At 39.3% G+C, this 16,507-nt stretch carries 16 protein-coding genes; 15 read left to right on the top strand and 1 reads right to left on the bottom strand.

All coding sequences use genetic code 11. The annotated features are described in order from the left end of the window. Positions 1 to 130: 130 nt before the first annotated feature. The 15 genes from ACE1ET_RS05875 (at position 131) to cysK (ending at position 14,872) form a co-directional block, all read left to right on the top strand. Positions 131 to 703 carry a pentapeptide repeat-containing protein gene (locus tag ACE1ET_RS05875; protein WP_375727435.1) on the top strand — a complete coding sequence of 191 codons (573 nt, stop codon included), beginning with the start codon at positions 131 to 133 and terminating at the stop codon, positions 701 to 703. Positions 704 to 956: 253 nt separating this feature from the next. After that, a complete protein-coding gene (locus ACE1ET_RS05880; protein WP_375727436.1) occupies positions 957 to 1,301 on the top strand; it encodes a DRTGG domain-containing protein in 345 nt (114 codons plus the stop codon). 4 nt (positions 1,302 to 1,305) lie between these two features. Next, positions 1,306 to 1,719, top strand: coding sequence for an ATP-binding protein (locus ACE1ET_RS05885; protein ID WP_375727437.1), 414 nt, complete (start codon positions 1,306 to 1,308; stop codon positions 1,717 to 1,719). Next, positions 1,716 to 3,098, top strand: coding sequence for a [Fe-Fe] hydrogenase large subunit C-terminal domain-containing protein (locus ACE1ET_RS05890; RefSeq protein ID WP_375727438.1), 1,383 nt, complete (start codon positions 1,716 to 1,718; stop codon positions 3,096 to 3,098). Before ACE1ET_RS05885 ends, ACE1ET_RS05890 begins: the two co-directional genes overlap by 4 nt. Further along, entirely contained in the window at positions 3,085 to 3,417 is a 333-nt protein-coding gene (locus ACE1ET_RS05895) for a DRTGG domain-containing protein (RefSeq protein WP_375727439.1), read from the top strand. Before ACE1ET_RS05890 ends, ACE1ET_RS05895 begins: the two co-directional genes overlap by 14 nt. 84 nt (positions 3,418 to 3,501) lie before the next feature. Next, positions 3,502 to 4,275, top strand: a complete 774-nt coding sequence (locus tag ACE1ET_RS05900; RefSeq protein WP_375727440.1) for a PHP domain-containing protein — start codon at positions 3,502 to 3,504, stop codon at positions 4,273 to 4,275. After that, complete coding sequence (locus ACE1ET_RS05905; RefSeq protein ID WP_375727441.1) at positions 4,272 to 4,811, top strand: ATP-binding protein; 540 nt, start codon at positions 4,272 to 4,274, stop codon at positions 4,809 to 4,811. Before ACE1ET_RS05900 ends, ACE1ET_RS05905 begins: the two co-directional genes overlap by 4 nt. Before the next feature lie 35 nt (positions 4,812 to 4,846). After that, complete coding sequence (locus ACE1ET_RS05910; RefSeq protein WP_375722282.1) at positions 4,847 to 5,242, top strand: (2Fe-2S) ferredoxin domain-containing protein; 396 nt, start codon at positions 4,847 to 4,849, stop codon at positions 5,240 to 5,242. An 11-nt stretch (positions 5,243 to 5,253) separates the two neighbouring features. Next, positions 5,254 to 7,047 carry an NADH-ubiquinone oxidoreductase-F iron-sulfur binding region domain-containing protein gene (locus tag ACE1ET_RS05915; RefSeq protein ID WP_375727442.1) on the top strand — a complete coding sequence of 598 codons (1,794 nt, stop codon included), beginning with the start codon at positions 5,254 to 5,256 and terminating at the stop codon, positions 7,045 to 7,047. Positions 7,048 to 7,054: 7 nt separating this feature from the next. Further along, positions 7,055 to 8,842: an NADH-dependent [FeFe] hydrogenase, group A6 gene (locus ACE1ET_RS05920; protein ID WP_375727443.1), complete on the top strand. Its 1,788-nt coding sequence runs from the start codon at positions 7,055 to 7,057 to the stop codon at positions 8,840 to 8,842. Positions 8,843 to 8,852: 10 nt separating this feature from the next. After that, positions 8,853 to 9,338, top strand: a complete 486-nt coding sequence (gene nuoE / locus ACE1ET_RS05925) for an NADH-quinone oxidoreductase subunit NuoE (protein WP_375727444.1) — start codon at positions 8,853 to 8,855, stop codon at positions 9,336 to 9,338. A gap of 219 nt (positions 9,339 to 9,557) precedes the next feature. Further along, the gene (locus tag ACE1ET_RS05930; RefSeq protein WP_375727445.1) at positions 9,558 to 12,389 is read left to right on the top strand and encodes a T9SS type A sorting domain-containing protein; all 2,832 of its coding nucleotides are present in this window, start codon (positions 9,558 to 9,560) and stop codon (positions 12,387 to 12,389) included. Between the two features lie 284 nt (positions 12,390 to 12,673). After that, positions 12,674 to 13,198 carry a flavodoxin domain-containing protein gene (locus ACE1ET_RS05935; RefSeq protein WP_375727446.1) on the top strand — a complete coding sequence of 175 codons (525 nt, stop codon included), beginning with the start codon at positions 12,674 to 12,676 and terminating at the stop codon, positions 13,196 to 13,198. A gap of 256 nt (positions 13,199 to 13,454) precedes the next feature. After that, positions 13,455 to 13,910: an OsmC family protein gene (locus ACE1ET_RS05940; protein WP_375727447.1), complete on the top strand. Its 456-nt coding sequence runs from the start codon at positions 13,455 to 13,457 to the stop codon at positions 13,908 to 13,910. Between the two features lie 11 nt (positions 13,911 to 13,921). Continuing rightward, on the top strand, positions 13,922 to 14,872 hold the full coding sequence (gene cysK / locus ACE1ET_RS05945; protein ID WP_375727448.1) for a cysteine synthase A: 951 nt from the start codon (positions 13,922 to 13,924) through the stop codon (positions 14,870 to 14,872). A gap of 408 nt (positions 14,873 to 15,280) precedes the next feature. Here the strand turns inward: cysK and ACE1ET_RS05950 are convergent, their stop codons facing one another. Continuing rightward, positions 15,281 to 16,423 (bottom strand): ATP-binding protein, encoded by a 1,143-nt coding sequence (locus ACE1ET_RS05950; protein WP_375727449.1) that lies wholly within the window; start codon positions 16,421 to 16,423, stop codon positions 15,281 to 15,283. Positions 16,424 to 16,507 lie beyond the last annotated feature (84 nt).

Here is a 16,507-nt window from a genome sequence, read left to right on the forward strand (position 1 = left end):
AGGGTATTACATAACTTCATAATGTCTTTCAGCACATTCTGAGAGATTTATGAAGACATTTACTGTTTTTTCTCTGGGATCATTCTTTTTTAAACGAAGATTCTTAAATTTGAATTAAAATATTTTGGGAATGAGTAAACCTTTGATTGAAGATACAGATTACAGCGGTGTTAACTTTAACGATGAAATTCTGGAACCTGGCGATTATGAAAACTGCACGTTTCAGAATTGTATTCTTTCAAAACAGGATCTGACAGATTATAATTTTATGGAGTGTGAGTTTCTTAACTGTGATATGACTGCAGTGAAGCTTGACAATACGGGTTTAAAAAGCATAAAGTTTACCGGATGTAAATTGTTGGGTGTTCGGTTTGAAGTCTGCAATCCATTTGCTTTGGCAATGACATTCCAGAGGTGTATTTTAAATCTGACGTCATTTCATGGGATGAACCTTAAGAATAGTTCTTTCTATACCTGTAATCTGATTGAAACTGATTTTTCTGAAGCGGATCTGTCAGGCATTATTATTCGCGACTGTAATCTCTCTAATGCATTATTCGACCGGACCAACCTTCAAAAGGCAGATCTGAAAAAATCGTTCAATTTTATCATTGACCCGGAAGAAAACAACATTAAAAATGCAAAGTTCTCAGTGGACAGTATTACCGGTTTGTTGGACAAATATGACATCATTATCGATTAGGTTTTTATGTTCTGATTTTTAAAAACTAAGGGCTGTAAGCCATTCCTGATACATAGCATACTTATTCACATACCTCTAATTGTATACTCAATATATTGATATTCTGCATTAAAGAAATATTTCTGTAATTTAGAAGCATTATGAATTGCTAATACCTGACTTTTAGTGTGTTATCGTCATGATTTTTTCACATATCTTTGCGGAAAATTTGCATCGGGTGTATGTTGATGTTGTTTAAAAGGATTGAAATTTGATGAAATTATCTGATGTTATAGAAGTGCTGGATGCCAGGGTGGTGTGTGGTGGTGATATGTTAAACAGGGAGGTCCGGTTTGGATTTGCATCTGATATGATGAGCGATGTGTTGACGCTGGATACAGACAATATGATTCTTATAACAGGTCTGGCTAATCTGCAAACCATCAGAACCGCAGAAATGGCAGATATATCACAGATAATTTTTGTCCGTAACAAAGCAGTGACACCAGAAATGTGTGAGCTGGCCAAAGAAAACAACATGGTTCTGTTGTCTTCTACCAAATCAATGTTCAGGGCAGTGGGAATGTTATATAAGGCAGGATTGGAACCAATATATTAGAAGGATGCACTTTGAGTTTAAGGTAACAGGAGGTGATTTTACACAGGCAGGGAAAGCTTCGAGTGAGGTGAAGAAAATCCTCAAGCAGCTTGGTGTGGATCATAAAATAATTAAACGTACTGTTATTGCCTTATACGAAGCCGAAGTAAATATTGCAGCGCATGCCCATAAAGGGGCAATTAAAGTGGATATCGATCCGGATGTGATAAAGCTTGTTTTGCAGGATGAGGGACCCGGTATACCGGATATTCCACTGGCTATGACCAAAGGTTTTTCCACGGCATCAAAGGCAGTGCGGGAAATGGGTTTTGGTGCCGGAATGGGCTTGCCGAACATTCAGGAAAATGTGGATGAACTGAAAATAAATTCTGAAGTAGGTGTAGGAACAACACTGGAATTAACAAATTATATCAGGTGAAAGGATTTTTTCATGCCATAGAAATAGATTATAACAAATGTATTGGCTGTGCACATTGTATGAAAGCCTGTCCGACTGAAGCTATTCGTATTGTTAACGGAAAGGCTCATCTGAGTGCAGAACGCTGCGTGGATTGCGGCGAATGCTTCAGGGTTTGTCCGGTAGATGCATATTCTGTGGTGCACGATGACATGGAGACTATGATGCAGTTCGACTGCCGTGTTGCATTAATCCCTTCCGTTTTTTACGGACAATTTCCTTCAGCTGTTCCTCCAAAACTTGTCCGAAAACTAATGAAGAATATTGGCTTCACACATATTTATGGTATTGAAGCCGGAGTGAACCTTTTGCGTGACCAGATTAATAAACAGGTGGAAAAGTCAGACGTTAAGCCTTTAATTTCATCTTTTTGTCCGGCAGTGGTCAGAACTATTCAGGTGAAATTTCCGTCTTTGGTTGACAATATTATTCATTTGAAAGCACCTGCTGATATTGCTGCAGAGTATTACCGTGAAAAGCTTCATGAAGAAGGAAATGAAAAACATAAAATCGGTATTTTTTACCTTACGCCTTGTGCCGCTAAAATAGCTGCTATTAAAAGTCCTGTTGGAGAAGAAAAATCACAGATAGACGGCGTCATAAATATTAATACGGTCTACAATAAACTGGTTAAGATAATAAAAACCGAAAATCCACCCATACCGGATGAAGTAGAGGAAAATATCCTGGATGATATCTCTATTCGATGGCCTTTGACCAATGGTGAAGCTAAACATATTCATGGTCGCTCATTATCTATCGATGGGATACGTAATACGAACGCCTTTCTCGAAAAAGTGGAAAATGATGAGATGAACAGTGTTAACTTTCTGGAATTACGCATGTGCGACGAATCGTGTGCCGGAGGTATTCTGAATTGTGATAACAGGTTTTTAATTGTGGAAAGGCTCAATAACAGGGTGAAGGAACATCGTGATCGTTTTCAGGAAAAAAATGGTCCAACGGTAAGAAATTTTGATGACAAGGCGGATTATCTCACTGAGCGAATCTTTCTGAATCAACCCATTGAGCCCCGAAGCATTGTGCTTGATGCAGACATGGTAAAAGCCATGAAAAAAATGCAGCGGGCCAGAGATCTGATGTGTTATCTGCCTGGGATTGATTGTGGAGCCTGTGGTGCGCCTACCTGTCGTGCCCTGGCAGAAGATATTGTAAACAGGACAGCCAATCTTTCTCACTGTATTTTCATGCAACGCCAAATGGAAAAACATAAAAAGCTGAGCCCGGATCATGCCATTAAGATTATTGAAAAAGTCTGGGGAAAATCAAGACTGGACAAAGACTGTACGAAAAAAGGAGCCAAAAATGAAAATATCTGATATAAAGAAAGCATTGAATCTCTCTGTTTATGCAGGAGAAGAAAATCTTGATAATCCGGTTAACGGCGGATATGTATCCGATTTGTTATCGGACGTCATGGGAAATGTAGAAGAAGATTCTGTTTGGATCACCATACAAAATCATAAAAACGTGGTGGCTATTGCCACCTTAAGGGAAGTGGCTGCGGTTATTCTGGCAAAGGGAATAGAACCGGATGAAGAAATGCTGCATTTTGCTAAAGAGGAAGGTTTGCCGGTTCTGGGATCAACCGAAGAAGTATTTCCGCTGAGTGGAAAATTATACAAGCTGATTAAATAAAGAAACAAGACACAAGTATCAAGACGCAAGACATGCGATAATCTTGATTCCTGATACTTGATACTTGATACCTGATACTATAAAATGAAAACACTAAGGATTGATCTCCATATTCATTCGGTACTTTCACCATGTGGTGAACTGGAGATGAGTCCTGCCAATATAATTTCAGAAGCACAGGTCAGAGGACTTGATATCATTGCGATTACTGATCATAACTCCACCAGACAGGCGGGCGTGATCAGGGAAATGGGAAAGCAGATTGGAATTAAAGTCTTGTACGGTGCGGAGGTTACAACACGTGAAGATGTTCATGTGCTGTGTCTGTTTCAAAACAAGGAACTGGCAGGTGAGTTTCAGGTTTACCTGGATGAGCATTTGCCAGATATAAAAAATAAGGAACATGTGTTTGGTTTTCAGGTGGCAGTAGATGCAGAAGAACACATTATTCATAATGAGAAACGGCTGCTTTTATCGGCCATTGATCAAAGTATTGAGGATGTGGAAACGAAGGTTCACAGTTTGGGAGGATTGTTTATCCCGGCACACGTGGATCGTCAGGCATACGGACTGTATGCTCAGCTGGGGATAATGCCACAGGGATTGAAAGTGGATGCACTGGAGTTTTCCTACAATACGAAAGATAACGTACTGAAAAGGAAATATCCGGAAAGTGCTGATCATGTTTTACTGACCTCTTCCGATGCACACCGGGTGAACGATATTGGCCGGGCAGTGACTCTGATAAAAGCTAAAAAACCTACATTCAGGGAGCTGAAAAAGGCCTTGAGAAATGAGAAAGGACGTCATGTGATTGGGTTTGAATATGAAGATGAACAGGTAGGATTTCAGGTGTGAAAGACATTGCATCACATATACTTGATATAACCGAAAACTCAGTGCGGGCAAAAGCTACACTGGTTTATATTTCGCTGGAAAAGGATATAACCAGGGATACACTTGTACTGGAGATTAAGGATGACGGCATTGGAATGGATGCTGACATAGTGAAAAATCTGACGAATCCGTTTTATACAACGCGTAAAACAAGGAAAGTAGGGTTGGGCATACCGCTTTTGGTGCAGAACTGTGAGATTAGTGGAGGCACTGTAGACATAAAAAGTGTACCGGGCAAAGGAACCGAACTAAAGGCAACGTTTGGCTTGTCACACATCGATCGTCCGCCCGAAGGTGAAATAGATGATGTGTTTGTCAATATTGCGACGGGGTATCCTGAGGTAGACTTTATCATGACTTACACGTCTGAAAAGGGCGATTTTATATTCGATACAAGGGAAGTAAAGCAGCTTTTTGAAGGACTGCCGATAAACGACCTTGATGTGGTAATGGGCTTAAAAGAAATAGTGAAGAATAACATAAAAGAACTAAAATAATTATCTAACAATCTTAAAAAAACTGTCAGTTAGCTATGACAAAAGTTAAAACTCTCGATGATTTAAAAAAGCTCAGGGAAAACCTTCAGAACAAGATGGATATGAGGGAAAAAGGGCTGAATCCTGAAAAGGTAGTGCAGGTAAAAGTCGCAATGGCAACCTGTGGCATTGCTTCAGGAGCACGTGAAACGATGAACTTTTTCATCTCAGCTCTGAAAAAGCGCCAGATTGATGCTGTAGTAACCCAGACCGGTTGTATGGGCTATTGCTATGCTGAGCCTACCGTTGAAGTAACCATCCCGGGGAAGGAACCGGTCGTATTCGGACATGTGGATATGTCGAAGGCTGATGATATCATAGAAACCTACATTAAAGGTGGTCAGCTTGTGGATGGCGTTATTCCGGTTTCGTATAAAAATATTCAGGAATAGGAGGACCCGGAATGACAGATACAAAATTTGACATACTGGTTTGTGCAGGTACCGGGTGTAAGGCATCACGAAGTGATGAGATCATTCAGAACCTCAAAACCGCTATACAGGAAAACGGCCTGGCTGAAGAAGCACAGGTTGTAGGTACGGGTTGTTTCGGCTTTTGTGAAAAAGGCCCCATTGTTAAGATCATGCCGGATAATACCTTCTACGTGCAGGTGACGCCGGAGGATGTGGACGAGATTGTAAAGGAACACCTGGTGAAAGGACGTAAGGTAAAACGTCTGCTTTATACTGACCCAAAGAAAAAAGAGTCCGTAAGCGATACACAAAAAATGGATTTCTATAAAAAGCAGTTGCGTATCGCGCTTAGAAACTGTGGTTTTGTAAATCCTGAAAACATAGACGAATCCATTGCCAGAGATGCTTATGTGGCACTGGGGAAAGTGCTGACAGAATTATCTCCTGAACAGGCTATTCTGGAGGTTATTGAGAGTGGAATCCGCGGACGTGGAGGAGGTGGTTTTCCCACAGGTATCAAATGGGATATTGCCCGTAAAAACAAGGCGGATCAGAAATATGTGGTGTGTAATGCCGATGAAGGTGACCCTGGCGCATTTATGGACCGGTCCATCCTGGAGGGTGATCCGCATTCCGTGATTGAAGCTATGGCTATTTGTGGTTACTGCATCGGAGCCAGTAAAGGTCTGGTATACATCCGTGCGGAATATCCGTTAGCGATCAAACGACTTAAAATAGCCCTGGATCAGGCAAGAGAATACGGCTTGTTGGGCAACGATATTTTCGGAACCGGTTTTGCGTTCGACATTGAACTGCGTTATGGTGCCGGAGCATTTGTTTGCGGTGAGGAAACAGCATTGATCCATTCTATGGAAGGGAAGCGTGGTGAACCAACACTGAAGCCTCCGTTTCCGGCAGAAAGCGGTTATATGAATAAACCGACCAACGTGAACAATGTGGAAACACTGGCTAATATTCCGGTAATATTCTTAAAAGGAGCGGATTGGTTCAATAAGATTGGTACAGATAAAAGCAAGGGAACCAAGGTGTTTGCCCTGGCCGGAAAGATCAACAATGTTGGGTTGATTGAGGTTCCAATGGGGATTACCTTACGTGAAGTCATTTACGATATTGGAGGCGGAATCAAAGGTGGTAAGAAATTTAAAGCGGTTCAGACCGGTGGTCCCTCGGGAGGTTGTTTAACGGAAAATCACCTGGAGACGGCCATTGACTTTGATAACCTGGTTGCAGCCGGTTCCATGATGGGATCGGGCGGTATGATTGTAATGGATGAAACCGACTGTATGGTGTCCATGGCAAAGTTCTTCCTTGAATTTACCGTGGAAGAATCTTGTGGAAAATGTGCGCCTTGTCGTGTCGGAAACAAACGTTTACATGAGATACTGACAAAAATTACGGAAGGAAAAGCCACCCGGAAAGATCTTGATATCCTTAAAAACCTTTGCAGTGTTATCAAAGATACATCACTGTGCGGTTTGGGGCAGACGTCGCCGAATCCGGTTTTGTCAACCATGGAAAACTTCTGGGATGAATATATTCAACATGTAGAAGAGCATAAATGTGCCGCCGGAACGTGTAAGGCATTAATGAAGTATTACATCACCGAAGAGGAGTGTGTGGGCTGTACGGCTTGTGCAAGAGCCTGTCCGGTTGGTGCCATAACTGGAGAAAAGAAGATGTTGCATACCATAAACCAGGAAACATGTATAAAATGTGGTGCGTGTGTGGACAAGTGTAAGTTTAATGCCGTAATATTAAAATAGAAGAACTGTGGAATCTAAAAAAATAGTATCGTTAACCATCGATAAACATAAAGTAGTGGTCGAAAAAGGAACCACTATTCTGGAAGCTGCCCGTTCTGTTGGAATAGATATTCCCACGCTTTGTCACATGAAGCTGGATGATATGGGCATTGAAAACAAACCTGCCGGTTGCCGTATTTGTGTGGTAGAGGTGGACGGACGCCGTAATCTGGCACCGTCGTGTGCAACGGATGTAGCAGAAGGTATGATCGTAAGAACCAACAGCATGCGTGTTTTAAATGCACGCCGTACCGTGATGGAACTGTTGTTGTCCGATCACCCTGCTGACTGTCTTATTTGTCCTAAATCCGGTAACTGCGACCTGCAATCCATGGCACACCGTTTCGATGTGCGTGAGATCCGGTACCAGGGGGAACAATCCACGTACCGTGAGGACTTTTCTCCGTCCATCATCCGCGATATGGACAAATGTATCATGTGTCGCCGGTGCGAAACCATGTGTAATGAGGTTCAGACTGTAGGTGCTTTATCCGGTATTAACCGTGGGTTTAATGCCGTAGTTTCACCGGCGTTCGAAATGGACCTCAAGGATTCCGTTTGTACCTATTGCGGGCAGTGTGTGGCTGTGTGTCCAACCGGAGCATTGACCGAGGTTAACCATACGAATGAAGTCATCCGGGCACTGGCTGATCCGGATAAAACAGTCATTGTTCAGACAGCACCAGCAGTTAGAGCAGCCCTTGGAGAAGAGTTTGGTTATGAGGCCGGTACACTGGTGACCGGCCAGATGGTTTCAGCGTTAAAAGAGCTGGGATTCGATTATGTATTTGATACCGACTTTGCTGCCGACCTGACCATTATGGAAGAAGGAACGGAGCTGTTATCCCGTTTGGAAAAACATCTGAAAGGCGATGAATCGGTTAAATTGCCGATCCTGACGTCCTGTTGTCCGGCCTGGGTAAATTTCTTCGAAAAGCAGTTCCCCGATTTGATCGATATTCCATCTACAGCAAGGTCACCGCAACAGATGTTCGGTTCAATTGCAAAAACCTATTTTGCGGATAAACTGGGTATACAAAGAGAAAAACTGATTGTGGTTTCCATCATGCCCTGCCTGGCTAAAAAATATGAGCGTCAGCGTGATGAATTTAAAGTAAAAAATGATCCTGACGTAAACTATGTTTTATCGACCCGCGAGCTGGCCAATCTGGTGAAACGGGCGAATGTAGAATTCAAATCACTGCCGAAAAAAGATTTCGACCGCCCAATGGGTGACTCATCCGGTGCCGCTGTTATCTTTGGTGCAACGGGAGGTGTTATTGAAGCGGCCGTGCGTACAGCTTACGAACTTTATACAGGCAAGGAACTTGAAAAAGTGGACTTCAAACAACTGCGCGGTATGGAAGGTTTCCGTCAGGCAACCATCGATTTTGATGGCACGCCCATTCATATCGGTATCGCTCACGGACTTGGAAATGCACGGAAATTGCTTGAATGCATTCAGACCGGGAAATGCGTCTATCATGCCATAGAAATAATGTCCTGTCCCGGCGGTTGTATCGGGGGAGGTGGTCAACCCTTGCATCATGGAAAAAGTTCTATTCTTAAAAAACGGGTGGAAGCTATTTACCGTGAGGATGCCGGAAAACCAATCCGTAAATCACACCAGAATCCGTACATCATTAAACTGTATGAAGAATTTCTGGGTGAGCCTATGAGTGAAAAAGCGCATCATCTGTTGCATACCAATTATTTTGACAGACAGGTGAAATTTCAGGAAGAAGTTAACGAATAAAGCATGAATCATGGCAGATAACATCACAATAAAACTTAAGAAACAGGATACTGAATTCATCAAAAAGATTTGTGCGGAATTCAGAAACGATAAAGGTGAACTGATAAATGTATTGCACAAAACCCAGGAACACTTCGGCTATTTACCTGCAGAGGTTCAGGAATTGATCGCTGCAGAACTGAAAATGTCAGTGGCCAAGGTCTATGGTGTTGTGACCTTTTACTCCTTCTTCACCATGGTACCTAAGGGTAAAAATCCAATCTCAATCTGTACCGGAACAGCGTGCTATGTTCGTGGTGCAGAAAATGTACTGGATGAATTTAAAAAGCAACTGAGTATTGAAGTGGGTGAGGTGACAACCGATGGCGAATTTTCGCTGAGTTGCCTGCGTTGTGTAGGCGCCTGTGGACTGGCACCGGTTGTTATGGTAGGAGAAAAGACCTATGGCCGCGTTGCTCCCGAAATGGTAGCCGATATTATTGCGGAATATAAATAATTTAATCGTTAACGAGGGCTTCACTTGAGTGAAACCCTCGTTCCAATCACAGTTTGGCGTAGTCTTTGGCTACGCCATTTTTATATTTGGTTGTGGTCAAGAGGTTTGATATAGTGTTAATTGTAGAAATACTGATTTTATGATCTCCTGACTGACTTAGTTTAAAACATTATTTCTAAATTAGCAGTATTGTTTTGTTGAATTTAAAAACTTATGACCATGAAAAGATTATTATTTGCTTTTTTAATTCTGTTATCAGGATCGTTGTTAAAAGCTCAGGAAGAAAATCTGTTTACAGAGCTTACTGGTACAGGCATCCCTCAAAATGATAGTACACGTTTAGAGGTTTTTGATTTTGATAATAACGGATCAATTGATATTATTGCTTGCGATTGGAGTGCGGGCAAACTTTCTGTATTTTCTAATGATAATTCTGCAAATTTCACATTATTGAATAGTTTGGACATTCATTATGTGAATCCTGAAGAAATATATATAATGGCCGGAGACTATGATGCAGATACCTATACGGATATGTTGGTTATGTTTTATGCCTCAGATCAAAAGGAGTACATTTATGTATATAAAAATAATGAAGGCCATAACTTCACTGAGGCTTTTGTTTGGGACTCTGGAATGGCTGATGGTGAAACTATAACTGACCGCTTTGTTTTTATGGATGTGGATAAAGATAATGATCTGGATATTGTTTCAGGTGATAAAATATTTGTTTTTAATGGTTCCGTATTCAAGGAGCCTAAAATTATTAAGAATTGGCCAAAACTAAGTTTTAGAAATAATAAATTTTATAATCCGGGAAATCTAGGGGGAGTAAATCTATACTATGAAAGTATTGTTTCAAATGATGGAACATTATACTTAATGTCGGTAGATGAAAAAAGTGATTCTGTCCTAAAGTTTCGCTATCAGATTTTTGAAAGGGACTATGATATTGATGATGTGATTTATTTAGATGCAGACAATGATGGTACTTTGGATAAAATTTGGATTGAATATGCTGATCATGTAATTTTTAAATATTATTCTTCGTTGTATCGTAAAGAAATTGTTGTAACAGAGATTGTTCTGGATGAAGATTTTGAAAATTTTAGTTGGTTCTTTTGCGGCTTCAATTTTAATAATTCCTTTGATCTTATTTACAGTGTTAAGAAATATGATGGAGTGAAAACATATTTAGCCAGCAGTTCTTCAGAGCTGACATGGGATGAAATAAGTATTCATAAGGTACTGGAAAATAAAGAACCTCTTTTTACTTATTCACCATCATATAATAATGATCTCAGAATAGTAGATTTAAATAATGATAATTATACTGATGCAATATTGTCAAATCATATTTACTTAGCAAATATGATTGCAGATCCTTTTGAAAAAACCAATAAGCCTACTTCTCTTATAGCTGAATACAGTGAAACGGATAATCTTTTTACCTTTTCATGGGAGGAAAATAATCCGGGTTTTATGCGTATTCTGAGGAATGAGATTAAAATAAACAAAGACTATAACAGATTAGCAAATTTAATATCAGTTCAAAATACTTCTAACTCTGCCAGATTACCATCTAAAGCTTACCTTAATACGCCGGGCTACAGATACCAAACTAATGTTGCCGATACCGGTTGGATGTACTGGTCAGTTAGATCTATAAATAATACCTTACATGGTTCAGATTGGGCTGATATTGACAGTTTTTATGTGAAGCCAGTCAAGATTTTAGGCCCAAGAACGGTTTGCGGCAAAGGAGTGTTGGCTCAATATCACATCGAGCATTATTATGATAATGTGGATAGTATTAAGTGGTTTTGTGATGGACAAATTGAAGCATTAAAAAATCAAAATGGATTTTTTGACATTAGGTTTCAAAATGCAACAAATTACCATTTATGGGCCATACTTTATGACAATAGCTTAAATGTAGTAGACTCCTTGAATCTTTCTGTTACCGTTAAAATGACACCAGTGCTTACTTTGGATTATGAAACAGTTGCATGTCAGAACGAAGGTGTTAAAATTGAATTTAAAGGGGAGGCAGATTTGTCTGCAGATTTTATGTGGGTATTTGGTAATGGGGTTGTACAGTCGGGAAGTGGATCTGGACCATATGAGGTAAAATGGAACACAGAGGGAAGTCATACTTTTATATTAATTGTACAAACAGAAGGATGTGAAAGTGTTGACTCTACTTATGCCATTGATATTTTAAAATTGCCTGAGACCAAATCTTTATGTGGAGTGAGTGTAAATTCAGACAATCGGGCTATTCCTTTCTGGTCCGCCGTTAGTGATGAAAGTATCGATTCTGTATATATTTACAGAGGAACATCCCAGATTAACAATTATGTGAAGATCGGGGCAGTGGATGCTTCAGTCTCTCAGTTTACAGATGAAACATCAGATTGTACAACACAACCATATCAGTACAAGATTTCAGTTTTTGATAATACGTGTGATTACGAAACACCGCTGAGTGCATTACATAAGACAATTCATCTGATGCTAAATAAAGGATTAAATTCAACATGGAACCTTCTTTGGACGGCATACGAAGGAGTTGACATAGGAACCTATAGCATTTACAGGGGATCTGCACAGGATAACCTGTTTAAAATTGCAGATGTAGCAGGTAATGTGTACTCCTATACGGATCATAATCCTCCATTGGGTGATTTATATTATGCCATTGTTGCGGATAATTACGCAAATGAGTGTAATTCCGGACTTAAATCAGTAAATCTTGATCAGGTTGAAATACGATCAAATATTCAATCCACCCAGGTTTATGACGGTTTAAATTATAGTGGGAAGGATGAAATGATTCACATGACGTGCTATAATAATATGTTGAAAATTGAAATGGATTTAAAAGAAGCTTATAAAATACAAATAATCGATATCACAGGAAAGGTTCTTTACCATGATACACAGAAAGGAACTTCTACATATGATCTCTCTGCATTTAATACAGGTATTTTACTTGTTCAGATTTCCGGTAGCGGCTTTACAAAAACAGAGAAAATTATTATAAACTAAAAAGTGTTTGGATAATTTCGTGTTAATCTGATCACAAAAAATCAAAGTTTGGCGTAGTCTATATGGCTACGCCATTTGTTTTTTATGTAACATTGCGGGTAAACTAAAACAGGTATAAAATAGCTGTTGAACAACTGCACTTATCCTATTGTTTTTTAATCATAAAAACCGATATTTACTGAATTATTAAAACTATTATATGATATCAGGAATATACTCTCAGACGTTATTTGATAAGTCGTCTTGTGTCTTGATTCTTGTGTCTTGTATCTAAAAAAGTACAAATGAAAAAACTTGCATTAATTTATTGGCCTAAAGGTGGTAGCGTTGAACATGTTGCCAACATCATCAACGAGAAGCTTACTGGTTTTTCAGTGTCTTTTATCTGTGTGGAAGATATGACAACAGAGCAGTTGAATGATTTTGATGCTTATATTTTCGGTGGTTCAACTGTTGGTGCCGATTACTGGAGTAATAAAGAAACAGAAATGGACTGGAGACCTTTCTTTGCAGATATGGAGCAAAAAAATATCCGCCTTGATGGTAAAAAAGGTGCGCTTTTAGGACTGGGTAATCAGGTACTTTATCCCGATAACTTTGTGGACGACATGATGTATATGAAGAAAAAGCTGGAAGCTGCCGGACTGCAGATTATTGGTGAAACTTCAACAGATGGGTATGCTTTTAATGAATCAAAAGCCATAGTAGATGACAAATTCGTCGGTTTGGCTATTGATGAAGACTCCGAACCCGAGTTGACAAACAGACGCATAGAGAGCTGGTTGTCAGATATTTCAGGTGAGCTCTGAGAATTAATTTGTAAAAAGGCGTTATTTTATTTTGTCAATTAAATCTAAATAGGTTTAATTTGTACCCTATAAAATTAGTAGGATAAATGAGATATTTCCATACCAATATGATGTGTTGTTGTATGATGTTCTGCAAAACCTTGCGGAAGGAAATCTCATTGTCTGATATGAAGTAGAAATAAATAGTGTTAGATATGAAAGCCCTCCGCAAGTTGCGGGGGGCTTTTTTCGTTTTTAAGTTTTTAATTTCAATAAAATGGCAGATTTAAATTTTAAAGTTAACGGGAGTTCTGAAACAGCAACACGCCTGAATGCAGTTGCAAGGGATTTTAGTATTGTAGTGGATGAGCCACCTGCGTTGGGTGGTGAAGATAAAGGAGCTAATCCGGTGGAATATCTGTTGGCAAGCTATGCAGGTTGTTTAAATGTGGTGGCTCACCTTACAGCAAAGGAACTGGGTATTGTGCTGCAGGGATTGAAGATCAGTGTAAGCGGGAATCTGAATCCTGATAAATTATTCGGTAATGAAACGGAAGACAGAGCAGGCTTCAAAAACATAGTAGTGGATTTTGAACCGGTAACTGTAGCTTCCGAAGAAGAGCTGGATCATTGGGTAAAGGTTATTAAGCAACGCTGTCCGGTAAATGATAACCTTACTAACCCAACACCTTTACATCTGAACCTTAATCGTAAAGTTGCTTATTCAAACTAAAATATAGTATCATGATTTATAATAATATCACAGAAACAATTGGTAAAACACCATTGGTAAAACTCAATAAACTAGCACCGGAAGGTGTAAATGTATTGGTTAAGCTGGAAGCCTTTAATCCGGGTAGTTCAGTGAAAGACAGGATCGCTAAAAATATGATAGAGCAGGCAGAGAAAGATGGATTGTTGGATAAAGATACCGTTATCATTGAACCAACCAGCGGGAATACCGGTATCGGACTGGCTTTGGTCAGTGCTTCAAAAGGATATCGTTTGATCCTTACCATGCCGGAAAGCATGAGTATTGAACGACGAAAAATTCTAAAAGCCTTAGGTGCAGAACTTGAACTGACGCCAAAAGAGGGAGGTATGAAAGGTGCCATATCACGTTCTTTTGAACTGGCAGAGAAATATGATAAAACTTTTATTCCTCAACAGTTTAAGAACACGGCGAATCCTGATATACATCGTCAGACAACTGCTCGGGAGATTTGGGAAGATACAAAAGGAGATGTGGATGTGTTTGTGGCAGGAATTGGAACCGGTGGAACCATAACCGGAGTGGGTGAAGTTCTGAAAAGTAAAAAAGGCGATGTGAAAATCGTGGCTGTTGAGCCTGAAAAATCACCTGTACTGTCAGGTGGAGATCCGGGGCCACATAAAATACAGGGTATTGGTGCCGGTTTTGTACCTGAGATTCTAAATACAGAAATTTACGATGAAATTGTTCGGGTCAACGAGGATGATGCAATAGATGCGGCCCGAAAGCTCGGCGTAAATGAAGGGATTCTGGTTGGTATTTCATCAGGAGGAGCGCTTGCTGCAGGCCTTGAAATTGCATCCAGACCTGAAAGTAGAGGAAAAACGATTGTTATTTTGCTACCCGATACAGGAGAACGCTACTTATCAACCGCATTGTTCGATTATGAGCAAAGCGAAGTAAATTATCGTGTTACGATATAAGTTTAAGCATCATTTCTATTTGTCGGTAAAGACTCTCTAACAAGTAGGACATCTGACTCCTCAAAAAGGAGACAATTAATCATCTGTATGTGTATGACATCCCCCTAGGGGATTGAGGGGTGCGGGTTGAAACGGATAATGAGCTTTTCCAAAGTTTAAAATTTTGGAAAAGTTAAACAATAAATATAGTTCGCAGATGTTCTGATATCTGTTTAATTCTTGCTATAACAAACAATTCAGCCACTGTTGGTAATCTTCCGGCAGTGGTTGTTTTGTTCTGGTTAAAGATAGAGATTCCTTTATTTTTGCAAAAGGTCTGAAAGAAGCAATCTATACGAAAATTGATAACTTCCATATCGGTAACTTGTATAAGTTTTTGCATTAGGGTAAGTATGCTATACAAAATGTTTAGGATATTATTTCTCCTGCCCATAATTTTTGTAGAAAAATTTGCCATGGTAAAACCAGGCAGTCCCCCATTTTACGAGGATATGTATCATTAGTAATTAATATTTGATTTTTTACAGTATATTCTTCTGCAAAATGCTGTAACCCTTTTGCATGGCGTGGAATGGCGTTGCGGGTTGATTTCACTTCAATGGCTGTTTCATGGTCTCCTAAAATAAAGTCTACCTCAATTTGTGAAGCTGTACGCCAATAACGAACAGGATAATTTAGTCCACTATAATGACTGTGGGCAGTAATTTCCTGGTAAATAAAGTGTTCAAACGCATGCCCGAAAGCTTCGCTTCCAATTTCAATTTCACCGCGTTTCAATAAATAGTTAACAATTCCGATATCGAAAAAATAAAATTTTGGAGCTTGTATTACTCTTCTTTTTGGTTTTTTTTGAAAGGAAGGAAGAAATCTTCCGGTTAATGTATCGATTAGTATCTGAAAATATTCCCTGACTGTTGGAGCACTTACACCACATTCTGAAGCAATATTTGAATAGTTAATTATTTCTCCGTTTGAGAAGGCCGCCATTTCCAGGAACAATGAAAAAAGAGAGGCGTTTCTTATTCGTGCTTCCGCTATTATTTCCTCCTTTAGATAATTCCCAATATATGCAGATATCAATTTCTTAGGATTGTTAGATAGATAATGTCTTGGGAGCAGACCATTATTTAATGCCCTTTTTAAATCGAAATCTGGTATTTCTGCACTTGTTAGCGGGAATAATTCGTAACGCAAAGCTCTTCCTCCGAGTAGATTGGATTCGCTACGAATAATTTTCCTTGGACTGGAGCCACTCAAAATAAAAATATTATGGTTATTTTCTATAAGCCAATGGATTTCGTTAAGTAGTGCAGGGATTTTTTGTATCTCATCAATAATTATTGGTTTTTGTGGTTGGGTTGCCAAAATAATTTCTCTAAGTTGTGAAGGCTTTCGGTTTAACTGTTCAAATATATCGGTTTTTAGAAGGTCAAACCATAATGAATCGTTAAACAAAGATTTTAATAATGTGCTTTTACCAGTTTGTCTGGCACCCCAAAGAAATAAACTTTCATTTTCTGATTCTTCAAATATTTGTTTTCTTAAATACATGATAATTAAAATATATAGTTTTAAAATACATGATAATTAAAAGTAAATTTATGAAATTATATTTAAATAATTAAAATTAAGAAT

Origin of the sequence: Quyinboa mangrovi (assembly GCF_042219825.1) — a bacterium.
Taxonomy (GTDB): Bacteria; Bacteroidota; Bacteroidia; order Bacteroidales; family UBA5342; genus JBHJHP01.